Raw genomic sequence first — 16,590 nt, 5'->3', positions numbered from 1 at the left:
GTCCTCTCGAGTCGCGGTCGGGCTGCCCGCGGTGGGATGGTCCCGGATCGTCGAGCGTAAGCGCACCAGGCGGGGTGGTCCCACCGGACGCGCCCCCGGCTGGTCGTGCTCGCACCCACCGGCCGCTCAACCGTCCCGGGGTGGGCCGTCGGGGGCATCCAGGTCGCCGGGGTGGTCGATGTCGCGCGGTGACCCGGTGTCGTCGCACGGCACCTCGGTCACGAGGTGGGGGTGTGCCCGCAGGTAGTGACGGGCGCCCGCGTCTCCGGCCGCCGTGGCGATGATCCCGGGGAGGTGTGGCGCACCGAGGAGGACCGGGTGCGCACGGGTCCCGCCGTAGGTGGCGACCGCCAGTGACGCCTCGGCGGCGAGGACCCGGCGGACCGACTCCGGTCCCAGCCACGGCATGTCGACGGGGACCACCACCACGTCCTCGTCCCCGACCGCGGTGAGCCCGACGCGCAAGGAGGAGCCCATGCCGGTGGGCCAGTCCGGGTTGTGCGCCACCTCGGCGCCGGGCACCTCCAGCTCGACCGCGCCGCTGACCACCACAACCCGGTCGCAACCGCCCGCGTGGAGAAGGGACACCGCGCGGTCCACCAGGCGGACACCGCGGAAGTCGACGAGGGCCTTGGGGCCACCGAACCGTCTGCCGGCGCCCGCTGCCAGGACCAGGCCGGTCATCGGGGCGCGGACGCGTCGAGGCCGGTACCGGGCCCACCGTCCCGGCGCCGACGGCACACGACCTCGAGCAGCAGATCCACGTGTCCAGTATCCCCGACGGCTAGGGCGTCGGCATGCCGCCGGTCACCGCGAGCGTCTCGCCGATCACGTAGCTGGACTCGGGCGAGGCGAGGAACACGTAGGCGGGTGCCAACTCGGTGGGCTGCCCGGCACGGCCGAGCGGGGTGGAGTGCCCGAACTCGGGCAGCTCGTCCTTGGGTTGCCCGTCCGACACCTGTAGAGGTGTCCAGATGGGGCCGGGTGCCACGGCGTTCACCCGGATGCCCTTGGGGGCGAGCTGCTGGGCCAGCCCCTTGGTGAAGCTGTTGATCGCGGCCTTGGTGGACGCGTAGTCCAGCAGGTTCGGCGGCGCCATGTAGGCGACCACGGAGGTCGTGTTGATGATCGTGGACCCGGGCTCCAGGTGGCGCAACGCGGCCCTGGTCACCCGGAACATCCCCACGATGTTGACCTCGAAGGTGTCGGTGAGCTGCTCGTCGGGCAGGTCTTCGAGCGCGGGTGAGACCACCTGCTTGCCGGCGTTGTTGACGAGGATGTCGAGGCCTCCGAGCCGCTCGACGGCGGTGTCGGCGAGGCTCTCGCAGAACGCGCGGTCGGTGAGGTCGCCGGGGATGAGCGCGGCGGTGCGGCCCTCGCGTTCGATGATCTCGGCGACGGCGCGGGCGTCGGGTTCCTCGTCGGGCAGGTGGTGGATGGCCACGTCGGCACCCTCGCGGGCGAAGGCGATCGCCACCGCGGCCCCGATGCCGGAGTCGCCGCCGGTGATGAGCGCCCTGCGGCCGGTGAGCCGACCGGTCCCGCGGTAGGAGTGCTCGCCGAGGTCGGCCTTGGGCTCGAGGTCGGCGTCCAATCCCGGCTCGTCCTGGTGCTGGACCGGCGGTTCGATGGAGGGGTAGCGGTTCGCCGGGTTCTGGAACGTCAGCTGGTCGGTCGTCTCGGTGTCGGCGTCCTGGTTCTCGCTCATGTCGTTCCCTTCGATGCCCGGACACCGCGCATGGTGGCGCTTCGCGTCGGCGTCGCGGTCGGATTGGCTCGTGGCCCCGAAAATACGTGCGGGAGCGGGCGGGGTCGACCGGTCGGGCGCGGTGGTGGTGCGGGCCTGTCGGCGCGGCGTGGCACGATGACTGGGATAGACGACAACGACGACACCAACAACGACGACGACGAGGAGCGCAGATGGCACCGGGGTCCGCACCGGCTGTGTTGCACCTGGTGCTGGGCGAGGACGAGTTCCTCACCGAACGCGCCACCACGGGCGTCGTCTCGACGGTGCGTGCGACGACCCCGGCCGGGCAGGACCCGCCGGTGGTCTCGAGGCTCGGTGGGCCCGAGGTCACCGCCCCGCAGCTGTTCGAACTGCTCTCGCCGTCCCTGTTCGGTGAAGCCCGCATCGTGGTGATCACCGGCGCGGCGGAGCTCGGCAAGGACGCCCAGTCCGCGGTGCTCGGCGCGGCCCGTGATCTGCCCCCCGAGACGGTTCTGGTCGTCCAGCACACCGGTGGCGGCCGCGCCAAGGCCCTGGTGGCGGACCTGCGCAAGGCGGGGGCCGAGGAACACGCGGCCGGCAAGCTCACCCGGCACATGGACGTGGTCGGCTTCGTCCGGTCCGAGTTCCGGACACTCGACGTGAGGGTCGCGCCCGAGGCCTGCGAGGCCCTGGTGGAGGCGGTGGGCACGGACCTGCGGCAGTTGGCGTCGGCGTGCGGGCAGCTCGTGGCCGACACCGGCGGCAAGGTCGACGTGGAGGCGGTGCGGCGCTACCACTCGGGGGTCGTGGGGGTCAGCGGGTTCACCGTGGCCGAACGCGCGGTCACGGGGGACGTGGCCGGCGCGATCGAGGCACTCGAGTGGGCCATGCACACCGGCGTCCCGCATGTCGTGCTCGCGGATGCCCTGGCCGACGCGGTGAACTCCATCGCCCTGGTCGGTACCCAGCGGGGCGTGCCGCCGGCCGACCTGGCCCGGCAGGGCCTGCCGCCGTGGAAGGTCAAGAAGGTCACCGCCCAGACCCGGTACTGGTCCATCGAGACCCTGGGCAGCGCGCTGCAGGTCGTCGCCACCCTCAACGGCGAGGTCAAGGGCGGGGCGGAGGACACGTCCTACGCCCTCGAGCGCGCCGTCCGCGCGGTCGGAACGCTCGCGTCCGCCGGCTGACCGGGCCCGCACAGCGGGGACGTGAGCGGACCCGCATCGGGGACACGTCGGCCACTCACACGCAGGCCCCACACACGACAGCCACCCATACGACGAGGGCCCACCTCACGCACGTGGTGCGGGGTGGGCCCTCGGAGCCTCGTCACGTCAGGCGAGCAGACGTGGGGCTGGGTGCCTCCCGGTCAGGGGAGGGACCGGGGTGCTCAGAGGCTGTTGACAGCCTTGGTGAGCGCCGACTTCTTGTTGGCGGCCTGGTTCGGGTGGATGACACCCTTGCTGGCGGCCTTGTCGAGCTGACGGGAGGTGGCGACGAGCAGGGCGCCGGCCTTCTCCTTGTCACCGGCCGCGGTGGCCTCACGCAGGCTGCGGATGGCGGTACGCAGGCCCGACTTGGTCGACTGGTTGCGGAGGCGGTTGCGCTCGTTGGTGAGGTTCCGCTTGATCTGGGACTTGATGTTGGCCACTCGTCACACCTTTTTGTCGTGTGTCGACGGCTCCACGAGGGGATCCCGCCGATCGGATGTCTTGTCGTCTCGTCCGCGCGGACACGTGCACAACGTGCTCCGGTGGACACCGACGGCCCACTTTACCAGCGGGGGTGTCACCGGCCAAAACGTGCGACGACGCCTCCGCCGCTACTGCGACGCCGCCCAGTCCGCCACCCGGCGGTCGCTGTCCGTGTCGGAGAGATCCTCGACGCGGGTCATCACGGACCACCGCACGCCGAATGGGTCCCGAAGAGACGCGTAGCGATCCCCGGAGACGAACGTAGCGGTCTCCTCGCGGATGGTGGCGCCCAGGGCCACGGCCCTGGTGACGACATCGTCGACGTCGCTGCAGTAGAGACCCAGGGAGTAACAGTCGTCGTCGCCATCGGGCAGGGGGACGAGACGGTACGAGGGGTTGACGGCGCCGAGTTGCAGGCGCCCGTGGCCGAAGTCGAGTTCGGCGTGGACGACGGTCCCGCCCATCTCGGTCACCCCGCAGATCCGCGCTCCGAACGCCTCGGCGTAGAAGCGGAGTGCCCCGGCCGGGTCGTGCAGCGCCAGGAACGGGGTCAGGCTGGTCCGTCCGTGCGGGATGCCGTCGGTCGTGTGCTCGCCGGTCGCGCCGGCCGGTCCGTTCGATGTGGTCATTCCGTTCGATGTGGTCACGGGGATGACGTTAGGAGCGCGATCCCGGCGGCGACTTGTAGATTCGCGACAGGAGTCGACCGACGGATCGGGGCACGGGATGGGTGATCTCGACGACGCGCGCGGCCTCCTCTTCCCCGACGCGCTCCCGAGGTTCCATCGGCGTGAGGTGCAGGCCGGGTCGGCCCACCTCGCCCGGTGGTACTGGATAGCGCAGTGGGACCTGCCCGACGGACTGGTGTCCACGCAGTCGCTGCTGCCGTTCCCCGCATCGAACCTCGTCGTCGGACCTGACGGGATCACCCTGTCCGGGCCCACGACCGCCGCCTCCGGCCGGGATCTGACGGGTCGGGGCTGGGCGTTCGGGGTACTGCTCCGGGCGGCGGGGTCGGCTGCGCTCGGGTCCGCTCCTGCGGAGATCGTGGACGAGGAGGTCGATTTCCCCGATCCCGCCCTGGCGACCGGGGTCGCCGAGTTGATGGCCGCGGGCGACAGCGGGTCTGCCGCGCGCGTGATGTCCGCGTGGCTGGCCGGGATCGACGCGCGCTGGGGGGAGCCGATCCCCGAGGGGGCGGTGCTCGCCGATCGGATGATCGGGATAGTCGAGTCGGATCCGGCGATCGTCGGGGTCGGGCAGCTGGCCCGCGAGATGGGCATGTCCACCAGGGCACTGCAGCGACTGTCCAAGCAGTACGTCGGGTTGTCACCGCTCCGGATCATCCGGCGCTACCGGCTGCAGGAGGCGGCCCTGCGCCTGCGTGAGGACCCCGGGCTGACCGTCGCGCGCGTGGCCGCGGAACTCGGGTACGCCGACCAGTCGCACCTGGCGGCCGATTTCCGGTCCACGCTCGGGCTCTCGGCCCGCGACTATCGACGTCAGCGCCAGCCGTAGTCGGCGCGGAGCCGATCGGCGACAGCCTCGAACCTCGGCCGCGGGCAGATCGCGCCCTCGCGACGGATGCCTTGTTCGGGAACGTCCAGCACGCGGTCGAGGCGTACCCAGCTCGGTCGGCCCTCGGGGTCCCAGGGGCCCGATCCGAGCCCGAGCCACCCCTCGTCGTCGTCCCTGGAGTGCTGCGATGAGAGCTGGAGGCCGAGCAGACGGTCCCCGTCCCGACCCACCACCAGGACCGGACGGTCCTTGCCGCGACCGTCGTTCTCCTCGAACTCGACCCAGGTCCACACGATCTCGCCGGGGTCGGCGTGGCCGTCGAGGTCGGGCGCGTAGGCGATCCTGCGGGCCCGGCTCGAGGTGGGGGCGGTGCCGGTGGTGGCGGGCCGTCCCCCGCCGCCGACCTCCGGGGACAGGGCGGGGGAGACCCCACGGTCGTCCAGCCGCCTGCGTACCTCGCGCGCGACGGTCGGTCCATACCTGCGGCCCACGCGGACCGCCGTTCGACCCACCCGGGCCCAGTCGATAGCCATGGGCGTCAGCGTAACCGCCCTATGATCTCGACATGGACATGCTGTTGGCAGTGGTGTGGGCGGACGACGACGTCCCGGTGGATCCTGCGGACGCCGCGGGCCTGCGGGCACGGATCGCGGACGCCGTCGAGGGGCCGCTGGCCGCCCTCGGGGTGGACGAGTACCTGCTCAACGTGCGCGACGAGGCGGTCTCGGGCGCGATGATCGACGTCCGGGTCACGCCGCGGCCGGTGCTGGCGGCGCTGCGCGCCCGCGTGCCGGTCGCCTCGGCTTCCGCGTGCGCCGACCTGATGGAGGCACTGCGCGAGCTGGGGCCGGTGTCGGCCTGGTCGGTCACCGCCTCCGAGCCGCTGCCCGCGGCCGGACCGGGGCCGGACGGCCGGTGCGAGGGGATGGCCAACCTGGCGTTCCTGCGGCGGCCGGAGCGCATCGGCCGGGAGGAGTGGCTGCGCACCTGGCTCGAGGAGCACACGCAGGTCGCGATCGACACCCAGTCCACCACCGCCTACACCCAGCACGTGGTGGTCCGCGCGTTGACCGCCGACGCACCGGTGATCGACGGGATCGTGGAGGAGGTCTTCCCCATCGAGGCCGCGAAGGACCTCGGGGTGTTCTTCGACGCCGGCGGTGACGACGCGCGCATGGCGGCCAACATCGAGGCCATGACCGCCTCGACCGGACGGTTCCTCGACGACGGCACGGTGGACGCCGTCCCCACAGGGCGGTACGTGATGGGAGTTCCCGGCGCGGGCGTGTGACAATGGGGTGATCGCCCGGTCGGACCGCACCCAGCCACGCCCGGGCCCGCCCGAGGAGTGATCGAGATTCCCAACTTCGCAGAGACGACGTTCACCGATCCCGCCAGGATCAGGAACTTCTGCATCATCGCCCACATCGACCACGGCAAGTCGACGCTCGCCGACCGCATGCTGCAACTCACCGGCGTGGTCGAGGAGCGGCTCATGCGCGCCCAGTACCTCGACCGGATGGACATCGAGCGCGAGCGCGGCATCACCATCAAGGCGCAGAACGTCCGCCTGCCGTGGGTGCCGCGGTCCGGCCCCCACCAGGGCGAGGAGATCGTCCTGCACATGATCGACACCCCGGGCCACGTGGACTTCACCTACGAGGTCTCCCGCGCGCTCGAGGCGTGCGAGGGTGCGATCCTGCTGGTCGACGCCGCGCAGGGCATCGAGGCCCAGACGCTGGCCAACCTCTACCTGGCCATGGAGAACGACCTCGAGATCATCCCGGTGCTCAACAAGATCGACCTGCCGGCGGCGGACCCGGACCGGTTCGCCGAGGAGATCTCCCACATCGTCGGGTGCGAGCCGGACGACGTGCTGCGGGTCTCCGGCAAGACGGGCATGGGCGTCGAGGCGCTGCTGGACAGGGTGTGCGAGCGGATCCCGGCGCCCGTGGGTGATCCGGACGCGCCGGCCCGCGCGATGATCTTCGACTCGGTGTACGACACCTACCGCGGTGTGGTCACCTACGTCCGGGTGTTCGACGGCTCGCTCAACCCGCGCGAGAAGGTCAGGATGATGTCCACGGGCAGCACCCACGAGGCGCTCGAGGTCGGCATCATCTCGCCGGAGCCCAAAGCGACGAAGGGGCTCGGGCCCGGCGAGGTCGGTTATCTCATCACCGGCGTCAAGGACGTCCGCCAGTCCAAGGTCGGCGACACCATCACCACCGCCCGCGGCGGGGCGGAGGAGCCGCTCGCGGGGTACGCCGAGCCCAACCCGATGGTCTTCTCCGGGCTGTACCCGATCGACGGGTCCGACTACCCGGTCCTGCGCGACGCCCTGGACAAGCTCCAGCTCAACGACGCCTCGCTGGACTACGAGCCGGAGACCTCGGTCGCGCTCGGGTTCGGCTTCCGCTGCGGCTTCCTCGGACTGCTGCACATGGAGATCACCCGGGACCGGCTGGAGCGCGAGTTCAACCTCGACCTCATCTCCACCGCCCCGAACGTGGTGTACCGGGTGGTCGCGGAGGACGGCAGCGAGCATCAGGTCACCAACCCGTCGTACTGGCCCGAGGGCAAGCACCGCGAGATCTACGAGCCGATCGTCAAGTGCACGATCATCGTGCCCAGCGAGTACGTGGGCACCGTCATGGAGCTGTGCCAGTCCAAGCGCGGCGAGATGAAGGGCATGGACTACCTGTCCGAGACCCGCGTCGAGCTCCGGTACGTCATGCCGATGGGCGAGATCATCTTCGACTTCTTCGACTCGCTCAAGTCCCGCACCAAGGGCTACGCGTCGATGGACTATGAGGAGGCCGGCGAGCAGGTCTCCGATCTGGTCAAGGTCGACATCCTGCTGCAGGGTGAGGCCGTGGACGCGTTCAGCGCGATCGTGCACCGCGACTACGCCCAGGCCTACGGCAACAAGATGACGGGCAAGCTCAAGGAGCTCATCCCGCGTCAGCAGTACGAGGTGCCGATCCAGGCGGCGATCGGCGCGAAGATCATCTCCCGCGAGAACATCCGCGCGATCCGCAAGGACGTGCTCTCCAAGTGCTACGGCGGCGATATCAGCCGTAAGCGCAAGCTGCTGGAGAAGCAGAAGGAGGGCAAGAAGCGGATGAAGTCCATCGGGCGGGTGGACGTGCCGCAGGAGGCCTTCGTCGCGGCACTGTCGGCGGATTCGAGCGCGGACAAGAAGTAGGTCCCCGCACCGTGCGCGTGACTCAGGTCCGCGCGCGGTGTCGGCGGACGGCGCACCGGTTGGTGCACCGCGTCGAGCAGTAGGTCTTGCGTCCGTTGCGGGTGGTGTCGGCGAAGACGGCGTCGCAATCGTCGGCGGCGCACCGCGCGAGCCGGTCGATGCCCCGCGAGGTCAGGTGCAGTGCGGTGCCCACCGCGAACATGGCGGTGAGCAGGCGCGCGAAGGAGACGTCGTCGGCGCGGTAGTGCACGTGCCAGTGGCCGTCGTGGTCGGTCAGGCGCGGCGGTGCCGAGTGCTCGGCCAGGAGGGCGTTGAGGGCGTCGGCGCGCCCGTGCGGCGCAGTGGTGTCGACGACGACGAGCCACGCGTCCAGGAAGGTGTCGACCTCGTCCAGGTCCGCGTCCGAGGCGCTCCGATCGATGGTCACCCCCGCCTCGCGACAGCGGTCCACCAGTTCGCGGGTGGTGCGGGGGCGGCGATTGGCCAGGTCGGCGGCCAGGGTGACCGGATCGGCCCCGTAAGGGTTGATATACACAAACCGATTACAGCACAGTGATCGGCATGCCCTCATCGTTCGCGGCCGTCGCCGCGTTCCCCGCACTCGGTGTGTCCGTCTGGGTGCTCGCCGCGCTCGTCCTGGCGGCGTTCGTCGCCGGGTGGGTGGACTCGGTGGTCGGCGGGGGAGGGCTCATCCAGCTGCCGGCGCTGGTGATCGCACTGCCGGCGGAGGCCTCGACGCCGGAGATCCTCGGCACCAACAAATTGTCTTCGGTCGCCGGCACCCTGGTCGCGACCCTGACTTATCTCCGGAAGATCCGTGTGCCGGTGGCGATGGTGCTCCCACTGGTGGTGGCGGCTTTCGCGGGATCCGCGGCCGGGTCCTCGGTGGCCCGGTTCATCCCCAAGGAGCTCCTCACGCCGATCGTCCTGGTGGCCGTCGTGGCGGTGGGCGCCTACACCTACTTCACGCCGACCATGGGGCGGGTCCACGAGGAACGGCACACCGGCTGGTCGCGGACGTGGCGCTCGGCGCTCATCGGTGGGGTGATCGGGTTCTACGACGGGGTGCTCGGCCCGGGGACGGGGTCGTTCTTCGTCATCGCGATCGTCGCGTTCCTGGGGTTCGGGTTCCTCCAGGGCACCGTGGCGGCCAAGCTCGCCAATCTCACCACGAACATCGCCTCGATCCTGGTGTTCGGCCTCCACGGTGAACTGCTGTGGATCATCGGTGGGTGCATGGCGCTGGCCAACCTGGCCGGCGGGTTCCTCGGGGCGCGGATGGCGATGCGGCACGGCAACGAGTTCATCCGCACCGTGTTCCTCGTGGTCATCAGCATCCTGGCGGTGAGACTGGCCTGGGAGACCGCCACGCAGTGGCTGTGACCCCGGGGCCCGCCGCGGCGGGCGCCGACGCGACCGCCGGCGGACGTAGACTCCCGCACATGACCCTTCCGACCCCCGAGGCCTCCCGTCATCCGCTGCTCGACGAGTCGCCGTTGCCGTACGGCCTGCCGGACTTCGCCGCCATCCGGGAGGAGGATCTGGAGCCGGCCATCCGGACCGCGATCGACGACCACGCGGCCGAGGTCGCCGCGATCGTCGCCAACCCGGAGTCGGCGACCGTGGACAACACCGTGGTCGCGCTCGAGCGCTCGGGCCTGGCCCTGGACCGGGTGCTCTCGGTGTTCTACGGCCTGCTCGGCCCGGACGCCACCAAGGCGCGCCTCGACGTGGACCGGGTCGTCTCGCCGCTGCTGGCCGCGCACCATTCCGCGGTGATGACCAACCCGGTCCTGTTCGGCCGGGTGGACGCGGTGCTCTCCGCGCTGGAGGCGGGGGAGTTGGAGGTCGACGACGAGACGGAGCGGCTCGTGCGCCGCCACCACCGCGACCTGCTGCGCGCGGGCGCCGCCCTCGACGAAGCCGGCCGGGCCCGACTCACCGCCATCGACACCAGGCTGGCCGAGTTGACCACCGAGTTCGGCGAGAACCTGCTGGCCTCGACCACGGAACTGGCCGTCCCGGTCACCGATGAGGCCGAACTCGCGGGACTGTCGGACTCCATGCGGTCCACGCTCGCCGCGGTCGCCGCCGAGTCGGGGCGAGAGGGGTGGCTGATTCCACTGGGGCTTCCCACCGTGCAGCCGATCAGCGCCCTGTTGGACGACGCCGGTCTGCGACACCGCGTCATGGAGGCCTCACTCGGTCGGGGCGCGACGCCGGGCCACGACAACACCCCGGTCGTGCTGGAGATCGTCCGCCTACGCGCCGAGCGGGCGCGGCTGCTCGGTCTGGGATGCCACGCGGAGCATGTCCTCGCGGTGGAGACCGCCGGATCGCCCGAGGCGGCTCGCGGGCTGCTGCTCGACGTGGTCGACGCGGCGGTGACCAACGCCCGCAACGAGGCCAAGGACCTGCTCGGCGGCGACGACCGTGACCTGAACCCGGCCGACTGGGCCTGGGCGTCCGAGCGGCTGCGGGCCGAGCGGTTCCAGGTCGACGACGCGACCGTCCGTCCCTACTTCGAGCTCGAGCGGGTGCTGCGTGACGGGGTGATGCACGCGGCATCCGAGCTGTACGGGCTGCGCTTCGCCGAGCGGAACGACCTGCGCGGTTTCCTCCCCGACGTCCGGGTCATCGAGGTGTTCGACGACGAGCGGGCCGAGCCCGACGCCGGCGTGGGTCTCCTGCTGTTGGACTACTACGCCCGCCCGACCAAGCGCGGGGGTGCGTGGATGAGCTCGTTCCGCGACCAGTCCCGGCTCCTGGATTCGCGGCCCGTCGTCGTCAACGTCATGAACCTGGCCCGTCCCGCGGTGGGGCAGCCCACGCTGCTCACGATGGACGAGGTCACCACGATGTTCCACGAGTTCGGGCACGCCCTGCACGGGCTGCTGTCGGACGTGGAGTACCCGGTGTTCTCCGGCACCTCCGTGCCCCGGGACTTCGTCGAGTTCCCCTCCCAGGTCAACGAGATGTGGGCGCGTCGACCGGAGATGCTCGCGCACTACGCCCGGCACGTGGAGACGGGGGCACCGATCGCCGAGGACCTCGTCGAGCGGATGCGGGAGGCCGAGCGCTTCGGTGAGGGGCAGGCGACCGTGGAGTACCTCGGAGCGGCACTGCTCGACCTGGCCTGGCACTCCCTGTCGCCGGAGGAGGCCGACGCCGTCACCGACGTCGACGAGTTCGAGGCCCGGGTCCTCGCCGAGGCAGGTCTCGACGTCCCCGGCATCGAGCCGCGTTACCGGTCCCGGTACTTCCAGCACATCTTCGCGGGCGGGTACTCCGCCGCGTACTACTCCTACTTCTGGGCCGAGGTGCTCGACGCCGACGCCACCGAGTGGTTCGTCGAGAGCGGGGGCCTGACGCGGTCCTCGGGCGAGCGGATGCGGCGCGAGGTGCTGTCGCGGGGCGGGGCCATCGACTTCCTCGACGCCTACCGCCGCATGCGGGGGTCGGAGCCGAGCACCGCCGCGCTGCTGCGTCGGCGTGGGCTCGACTCCTCGGTGGTGGGAGGCCACGGGGCCGCCACCGCCGGGCGGTCGTAGGATCGGGACGTGACGGCGTTCCTGCAGTTCTGGGACAGAGTCGAGCTCTGGCTCGCCACCCTGCCGTTCCCGTTGCAGGTGATGATCCTGCTCGTGATGGGGCTCCCGCTGTTCTTCCTCGTCGCGGTGGCGGTCGAGAAGGCCGCGGATGTCCTCGTCCACCGGTTCCGGGCGCTCGTCGCCCCGAGAACCGTCGAGACCCGGAAGGAGGTCCGTTGATGCCCCGGTCGCGTGTGACACTCGCCCTGGTCCTGCTGATCGCGCTCGTCGTGATCGCATGGGTCCTCGTCGAGGTGCTCTGACCCCCGTTCCACGGCGACATTTCCGCGATCGCCGCGGAATTCCAACCACCGCCACGCGGCGCCGTCCGGCCGTACACTCCTCGACATGCAGCGCTTGAGTGGGCTCGATGCCAGCTTTCTCTACTTCGAGACCAGGTCCCAGCTCCTGCACGTGTGCGGGCTGATCGTCCTGGACGTCTCCGGAATGGAGGACGGGTACTCCTTCGAGGCCCTGCGGACCGAGCTCCGACGTCGGATCACCGCCATGCCACCGTTCCGGCGCAAGTTGCACGACTCGCTGCTCAACGTGGACCATCCGGTGTGGGTCGAGGCCGAGGACTTCGACATCGACCACCACCTCCACCGCGTCGGTATACCGGAGCCCGGCGGGGACCACGAGCTCGCCGAACTGTGCGCCCACCTGGGCAGTCAGCCGATCGACCGGTCGATGCCGCTGTGGCAGATGTATGTCATCGAGGGACTGCCGGACGGTCGGGTCGCGGTCTTCGCCAAGATGCACCACTCGACCGTCGACGGCGTCACCGGCGCGAACATGCTGTCGCAGCTGTGCACCCTCTCACCGGACGAGCCGGAGCTCGACGAGGAGCTGGTCGAGGAGACCGCCGGTGGGTCCGGCGCCCTGGAACTCGCCGTCGGCGGCGCCCTGTCGCGCCTGGCCACGCCATGGCGACTCGCCTCCCTGTTGCCGGGGACGGTCGGGGTGCTCCCGTCGTGGATCAACCGCGCCCGCAAGGGTCTGGCGATGCCCGCACCGTTCACCGCCCCGCGGACCCCGTTCAACCGCACGATCACCGGGCACCGGTCGATCTCCTACGCGAGCGTGGACCTGGAGGACATCAAGCGGGTCAAGAACGCGTTCGGCACCACGGTCAACGACGTGGTACTCGCGGTCTGTTCGACCGCCCTGCGCAAGTACCTCGACGACCGGGACGCACTGCCGCGCAAGCCGTTGATCGCCATGGTCCCGATGTCCGTGCACGCCGCGGAGTCCCGCCCCGGCACCAATCGTGTCTCGGGCATGTTCATGTCGCTGGCCACCGACATCGACGATCCGGTCGGCCGGCTCGAGGCGATCCGCGACGCCAACACCGTCGCCAAGGACCACACCGACGCATTGGACGCCAACCTGCTCACCGACTGGGCGCAGTTCGCGGCGCCCTCGGTGTTCGGTTCCGCGGTCCGGATGTACTCGCGCCTACGGCTCTCCGAGCGCCACCCCGTGGTGCACAACCTCGTGATCTCGAACGTGCCCGGCCCCAACTTCCCGCTGTACTTCCTCGGCGCGAAGATCGAGAAGATGCTGCCCCTGGGCCCGGTCTTCCACGGCGCGGGCCTCAACTGCACCGTGATGTCGCTGGACGGCAGTCTGCACTTCGGGTTCATCGGGTGTCGTGACCTCGTCCCGGATCCCTGGCCGTTGGCGAACGCGGTCGAGGACGCTCTGGCGGAGTTCGTGGTCGCGGCGGAGGAGCGGGAGAAAAGCGGCACCCCCACCGCCGCGCGCAAATCGGCGGGCGAGTTGGCGCAGGAGCGAAAGGAGCAGCGCAGTGCTGCCCGCCAGGCGTCCAAGGAGTCCGCGAAATCGGGGTCCAAGGCCACGGCGGTGACCGGGCGCGAGCGCGCTTCGACCCGGGAGGCCACGCAGGACGAGTCCGGCGCGGACGCGGCCTCGCGGCCCGCCGCCGGAGAGGTGGGTGCCACGACGGCGCCTGCGAAGAAGGCGCCTGCGAAGAAGGCTCCGGCCAAGAAGGCGCCCGCGAAGAAGGCCCCGGCCAAGAAGGCGGCCGCGAAGCAAGCGCCCGCGGAGAAGGTCTCGGCGGAAAAGGCTCCCGCGAAGAAGGCGCCCGCGAAAAAGGCGCCCGCGAAAAAGGCACCGGCGACGAAGGCTCCGGCAAAAAAGACCTCGGCAAGAAAGACCCCGGCCACGACGAGTTCGCAGCAGAAGCGCGCGGCGAAGCCGACCGGGTCCAAGCCCGCAGCCTCCACACCGGCCGCGACCTCGCAGACCGCGCCCACGCAGACCGCGCCCACGCAGACCGCGGCCGGGCCCGATCGTCGGACAACCGCGCCGGAGGCTCCCGCGGGACCGGGTACCCCCGACGATGCCGCCCAGGCACCGACCTACAGCGCGCCCGCGGCTACAGTCCTTGGCGACGACGAGATCTCGGCGACGCCGACCCCGCCGATCGAGACCCTGCCCGCCCCGGACCCGACTGGAGATGAGACCTCATCGGACACCCAGACCGGTCAGGTGTGACCGCCGCGCCCCACGACCCCGCCACACTGGCGAGTGCGCCCCCGACCCGCGATCCGCGGGCGCCCTTCGGCATCTACCTCCACGTGCCGTTCTGCTCCACCCGGTGCGGATACTGCGATTTCAACACCTACACCGCCGGCGAACTCGGCTCGGCGACCTCCCCGGTCGATTGGGAACGGGCCGCGGCTATCGAGATCGACCGGGCCGCGCAGGCCCTGGCCGCGACGGGCACGCCCCCGCAAGTCGACACGGTCTTCATCGGCGGCGGCACCCCGTCGCTGGTCGGCGCGGACGTCCTCGTGGGCCTGCTCGAGCGCATCGACTCGGCGTTCGGACTGGCGCCCGGCGCGGAGGTCACCACCGAGAGCAACCCGGAGTCCACCTCGCCGGAGTTCTTCGCCCGGTTGCGTGAGGGCGGATTCACCCGCATCTCCCTGGGCATGCAGTCGACGGCCGCCCACGTTCTGCGCGTCCTCGACCGGACCCACACCCCCGGACGACCGCAGGAGGCGGTGGCCGAGGCCCTGCGGGCCGGGTTCGAGCACGTCAACCTCGACGTCATCTACGGCACCCCGGGGGAGACGGACGACGACCTGGCGCGGACGCTCGACGCGGTCGTCGACGCCGGGGTCGACCACGTCTCCGCCTACTCGCTGATCGTGGAGGACGGTACCGCGCTGGCCCGCCGCATCCGCCGCGGTGAGATGCCGGGCACGGTCGACGACGTCCTGGCCGACCGCTACGAGCAGGTGGCCGAGCGTCTGGCCCGCGCCGGGTTCCACTGGTACGAGGTCTCCAACTTCGCCACCGATTCCTCGGGATACTGCCGCCACAACATGGGCTACTGGCGCGGCGGCGACTGGTGGGGCATCGGGCCGGGCGCGCACTCGCACGTCGCCGGGGCCCGGTGGTGGAACGTCAAGCATCCCGCCCGCTACGCCGCCGAGTGCGACGCGGGCCGGCTGCCCGTGGACGGCGGGGAACTCCTCACCGACACCGACCGCCACATCGAGCGCATCATGACCGGGCTCCGACTGGCCGAGGGGCTCGGCGACGGCGCCTTCACCGCCGACGAGCGGACCCGCGCCGACACCCAGGTGGCGGCCGGACTGCTCCGGCGACGGCCGGCCGGCGATCCCGCGGGCCCCGGTTACGCGCTCACCGAGGCGGGCCGGTTGTTGGCCGACGGGGTCGTGCGCGACGTCCTCGTCTGAACCGTCGGCCCGGGAAGTGGCATAGAATCGCCACGACGAGGACAGGGAGGAGCGAGCATGTCGAGTACGGCCGATCGTAGGACCGACGTCTTACGCGCGATCGTCTCAGACTACATCGCCTCCCACGAACCGGTCGGGTCCAAGGCCCTCGTCGACCGGCACTCACTGGGCGTGTCCAGCGCCACCATCCGCAACGACATGGCCGTGCTCGAGGCCGAGGGGTTCATCGTCCAACCCCACACCAGTTCCGGTCGGGTCCCCACGGAGAAGGGCTACCGGCACTTCGTCGACTCCATCGAGGAGATCACCCCGCTGTCGCGCGCGGAACGCCGGGCGATCCAGGCCTTCCTCGAGGGCGCCGTCGACCTGGACGACGTCCTCCGGCGGGCCGCACGGCTGCTGTCCCAGCTCACCCGTCAGGTCGCCGTCGTCCAGTACCCGGTCCTCGGTCGCTCCACGGTGCGCCACCTCGAGGTGGTGAGCCTGAGCCCCACCCGCCTGCTGCTGGTCCTCATCACCGACACCGGCCGCGTCGATCAACGGACGGTGGAGCTGGCCGCGCCGTTGACCGACGAGCTCCTCGGGGAACTGCGGACCCTGCTGTCCGAGGCCGTCGCCGACAAACGCCTGCCCGACGCCTCCGAGGCCCTGACCTCCACGGGCGACCGGGCCCGTCCCGAGATCCGCGACGCGGTCGAGCGCTGCGTCGCGGTCCTGGTCGGCACGCTCGTCGAACATCCCGACGACCGGATCGTCCTCGGCGGCACGGCCAACCTCACCCGCAGCGCCGCCGACTTCGACGGCTCCCTGCGCTCGGTCCTCGAGGCGCTCGAGGAGCAGGTCGTGATCCTGCGACTGCTCACCGCGGCCCACTCGGTGGGCCGGGGAGGGCCGGGGGGTGTCACCGTCCAGATCGGGGCGGAGACCCAGGCCGCCGAGATCCGCGGCGCCTCCGTGGTGTCCTCGCAGTACGGGGCGGAGGGCCAGACATTCGGTGGGATGGGGGTGCTCGGGCCCACACGGATGGACTACCCGGGAACAATCGCCTCGGTCGCCGCTGTTGCCCACTACGTGGGCGAGCTCATCACCGGGCGCTGACGTCCGTACGCTCCTTCCCGGAGCCAGAACTTCCTCT

General features: G+C 70.9%; 15 protein-coding genes and 1 pseudogene. 10 read left to right on the top strand and 6 right to left on the bottom strand.

Annotated elements, in window-relative coordinates:
* Positions 1-126 precede the first annotated feature (126 nt).
* Both NR111_RS09945 and NR111_RS09940 read right to left on the bottom strand, forming a co-directional pair.
* A complete protein-coding gene (locus tag NR111_RS09945) occupies positions 127-684 on the bottom strand; it encodes an NTP transferase domain-containing protein (RefSeq protein ID WP_067719671.1) in 558 nt (185 codons plus the stop codon).
* A gap of 100 nt (positions 685-784) precedes the next feature.
* Positions 785-1,708 (bottom strand): SDR family oxidoreductase, encoded by a 924-nt coding sequence (locus tag NR111_RS09940; RefSeq protein ID WP_256820685.1) that lies wholly within the window; start codon positions 1,706-1,708, stop codon positions 785-787.
* A gap of 212 nt (positions 1,709-1,920) precedes the next feature.
* Here NR111_RS09940 and holA point away from each other — a divergent pair, with 212 nt between their 5' ends.
* Positions 1,921-2,898 (top strand): DNA polymerase III subunit delta, encoded by a 978-nt coding sequence (gene holA, locus NR111_RS09935; protein ID WP_067719666.1) that lies wholly within the window; start codon positions 1,921-1,923, stop codon positions 2,896-2,898.
* Between the two features lie 203 nt (positions 2,899-3,101).
* Here holA and rpsT read toward each other — a convergent pair whose 3' ends face one another.
* A complete protein-coding gene (gene rpsT / locus NR111_RS09930) occupies positions 3,102-3,362 on the bottom strand; it encodes a 30S ribosomal protein S20 (protein WP_067719663.1) in 261 nt (86 codons plus the stop codon).
* A 171-nt stretch (positions 3,363-3,533) separates the two neighbouring features.
* Complete coding sequence (locus NR111_RS09925; protein WP_256820744.1) at positions 3,534-4,034, bottom strand: glyoxalase/bleomycin resistance/extradiol dioxygenase family protein; 501 nt, start codon at positions 4,032-4,034, stop codon at positions 3,534-3,536.
* A 97-nt stretch (positions 4,035-4,131) separates the two neighbouring features.
* Between NR111_RS09925 and NR111_RS09920 the strand changes: the two genes are divergently transcribed.
* Positions 4,132-4,923, top strand: a complete 792-nt coding sequence (locus NR111_RS09920; RefSeq protein WP_256820684.1) for a helix-turn-helix domain-containing protein — start codon at positions 4,132-4,134, stop codon at positions 4,921-4,923.
* Here the strand turns inward: NR111_RS09920 and NR111_RS09915 are convergent.
* Positions 4,908-5,456, bottom strand: a complete 549-nt coding sequence (locus NR111_RS09915) for a type II toxin-antitoxin system PemK/MazF family toxin (RefSeq protein ID WP_069389692.1) — start codon at positions 5,454-5,456, stop codon at positions 4,908-4,910. The two genes, NR111_RS09920 and NR111_RS09915, sit on opposite strands and share 16 nt — an antisense overlap.
* A gap of 32 nt (positions 5,457-5,488) precedes the next feature.
* Here NR111_RS09915 and NR111_RS09910 point away from each other — a divergent pair, with 32 nt between their 5' ends.
* Together NR111_RS09910 and lepA are read left to right on the top strand one after the other, a co-directional pair.
* Complete coding sequence (locus NR111_RS09910) at positions 5,489-6,214, top strand: EthD domain-containing protein (protein ID WP_256820683.1); 726 nt, start codon at positions 5,489-5,491, stop codon at positions 6,212-6,214.
* Between the two features lie 57 nt (positions 6,215-6,271).
* Positions 6,272-8,131: a translation elongation factor 4 gene (gene lepA / locus NR111_RS09905; protein WP_132061991.1), complete on the top strand. Its 1,860-nt coding sequence runs from the start codon at positions 6,272-6,274 to the stop codon at positions 8,129-8,131.
* A 22-nt stretch (positions 8,132-8,153) separates the two neighbouring features.
* Here lepA and NR111_RS09900 read toward each other — a convergent pair whose 3' ends face one another.
* Positions 8,154-8,666, bottom strand: a complete 513-nt coding sequence (locus tag NR111_RS09900) for a CGNR zinc finger domain-containing protein (protein ID WP_120286292.1) — start codon at positions 8,664-8,666, stop codon at positions 8,154-8,156.
* A 26-nt stretch (positions 8,667-8,692) separates the two neighbouring features.
* On the opposite strand from NR111_RS09900, the gene NR111_RS09895 reads away from it, so the two are divergent.
* From NR111_RS09895 to hrcA, 6 genes and pseudogenes are all read left to right on the top strand, one after another.
* Positions 8,693-9,514 carry a TSUP family transporter gene (locus NR111_RS09895; RefSeq protein WP_154830427.1) on the top strand — a complete coding sequence of 274 codons (822 nt, stop codon included), beginning with the start codon at positions 8,693-8,695 and terminating at the stop codon, positions 9,512-9,514.
* Between the two features lie 59 nt (positions 9,515-9,573).
* Complete coding sequence (locus NR111_RS09890) at positions 9,574-11,682, top strand: M3 family metallopeptidase (RefSeq protein WP_256820677.1); 2,109 nt, start codon at positions 9,574-9,576, stop codon at positions 11,680-11,682.
* A gap of 9 nt (positions 11,683-11,691) precedes the next feature.
* A complete protein-coding gene (locus tag NR111_RS09885) occupies positions 11,692-11,901 on the top strand; it encodes a hypothetical protein (protein WP_067719646.1) in 210 nt (69 codons plus the stop codon).
* Positions 11,902-12,069: 168 nt separating this feature from the next.
* Positions 12,070-13,458, top strand: a pseudogene (locus NR111_RS09880) (wax ester/triacylglycerol synthase family O-acyltransferase); the annotation flags it as partial.
* 809 nt (positions 13,459-14,267) lie between these two features.
* The gene (hemW, locus tag NR111_RS09875; RefSeq protein ID WP_256820743.1) at positions 14,268-15,455 is read left to right on the top strand and encodes a radical SAM family heme chaperone HemW; all 1,188 of its coding nucleotides are present in this window, start codon (positions 14,268-14,270) and stop codon (positions 15,453-15,455) included.
* Positions 15,456-15,512: 57 nt separating this feature from the next.
* Complete coding sequence (gene hrcA, locus NR111_RS09870) at positions 15,513-16,553, top strand: heat-inducible transcriptional repressor HrcA (protein ID WP_132061978.1); 1,041 nt, start codon at positions 15,513-15,515, stop codon at positions 16,551-16,553.
* The last annotated feature ends 37 nt before the right edge of the window (positions 16,554-16,590 follow it).

This window comes from Dietzia sp. Die43 (assembly GCF_024519835.1).
Taxonomy (GTDB): domain Bacteria; phylum Actinomycetota; class Actinomycetes; order Mycobacteriales; family Mycobacteriaceae; genus Dietzia; species Dietzia kunjamensis.
This window is presented reverse-complemented; position numbering and strand designations above follow the sequence as displayed.

Bases quoted from the DNA above. Each gene is read 5' to 3' on its own strand.
- NR111_RS09945 (WP_067719671.1), bottom strand. From the start codon at position 684: ATGACCGGCCTGGTCCTGGCAGCGGGCGCCGGCAGACGGTTCGGTGGC.
- NR111_RS09940 (WP_256820685.1), bottom strand. From the start codon at position 1,708: ATGAGCGAGAACCAGGACGCCGACACCGAGACGACCGACCAGCTGACG.
- holA (WP_067719666.1), top strand. From the start codon at position 1,921: ATGGCACCGGGGTCCGCACCGGCTGTGTTGCACCTGGTGCTGGGCGAG.
- NR111_RS09925 (WP_256820744.1), bottom strand. From the start codon at position 4,034: ATGACCACATCGAACGGACCGGCCGGCGCGACCGGCGAGCACACGACC.
- NR111_RS09920 (WP_256820684.1), top strand. From the start codon at position 4,132: ATGGGTGATCTCGACGACGCGCGCGGCCTCCTCTTCCCCGACGCGCTC.
- NR111_RS09915 (WP_069389692.1), bottom strand. From the start codon at position 5,456: ATGGCTATCGACTGGGCCCGGGTGGGTCGAACGGCGGTCCGCGTGGGC.
- NR111_RS09910 (WP_256820683.1), top strand. From the start codon at position 5,489: ATGGACATGCTGTTGGCAGTGGTGTGGGCGGACGACGACGTCCCGGTG.
- NR111_RS09895 (WP_154830427.1), top strand. From the start codon at position 8,693: ATGCCCTCATCGTTCGCGGCCGTCGCCGCGTTCCCCGCACTCGGTGTG.
- NR111_RS09890 (WP_256820677.1), top strand. From the start codon at position 9,574: ATGACCCTTCCGACCCCCGAGGCCTCCCGTCATCCGCTGCTCGACGAG.
- hrcA (WP_132061978.1), top strand. From the start codon at position 15,513: ATGTCGAGTACGGCCGATCGTAGGACCGACGTCTTACGCGCGATCGTC.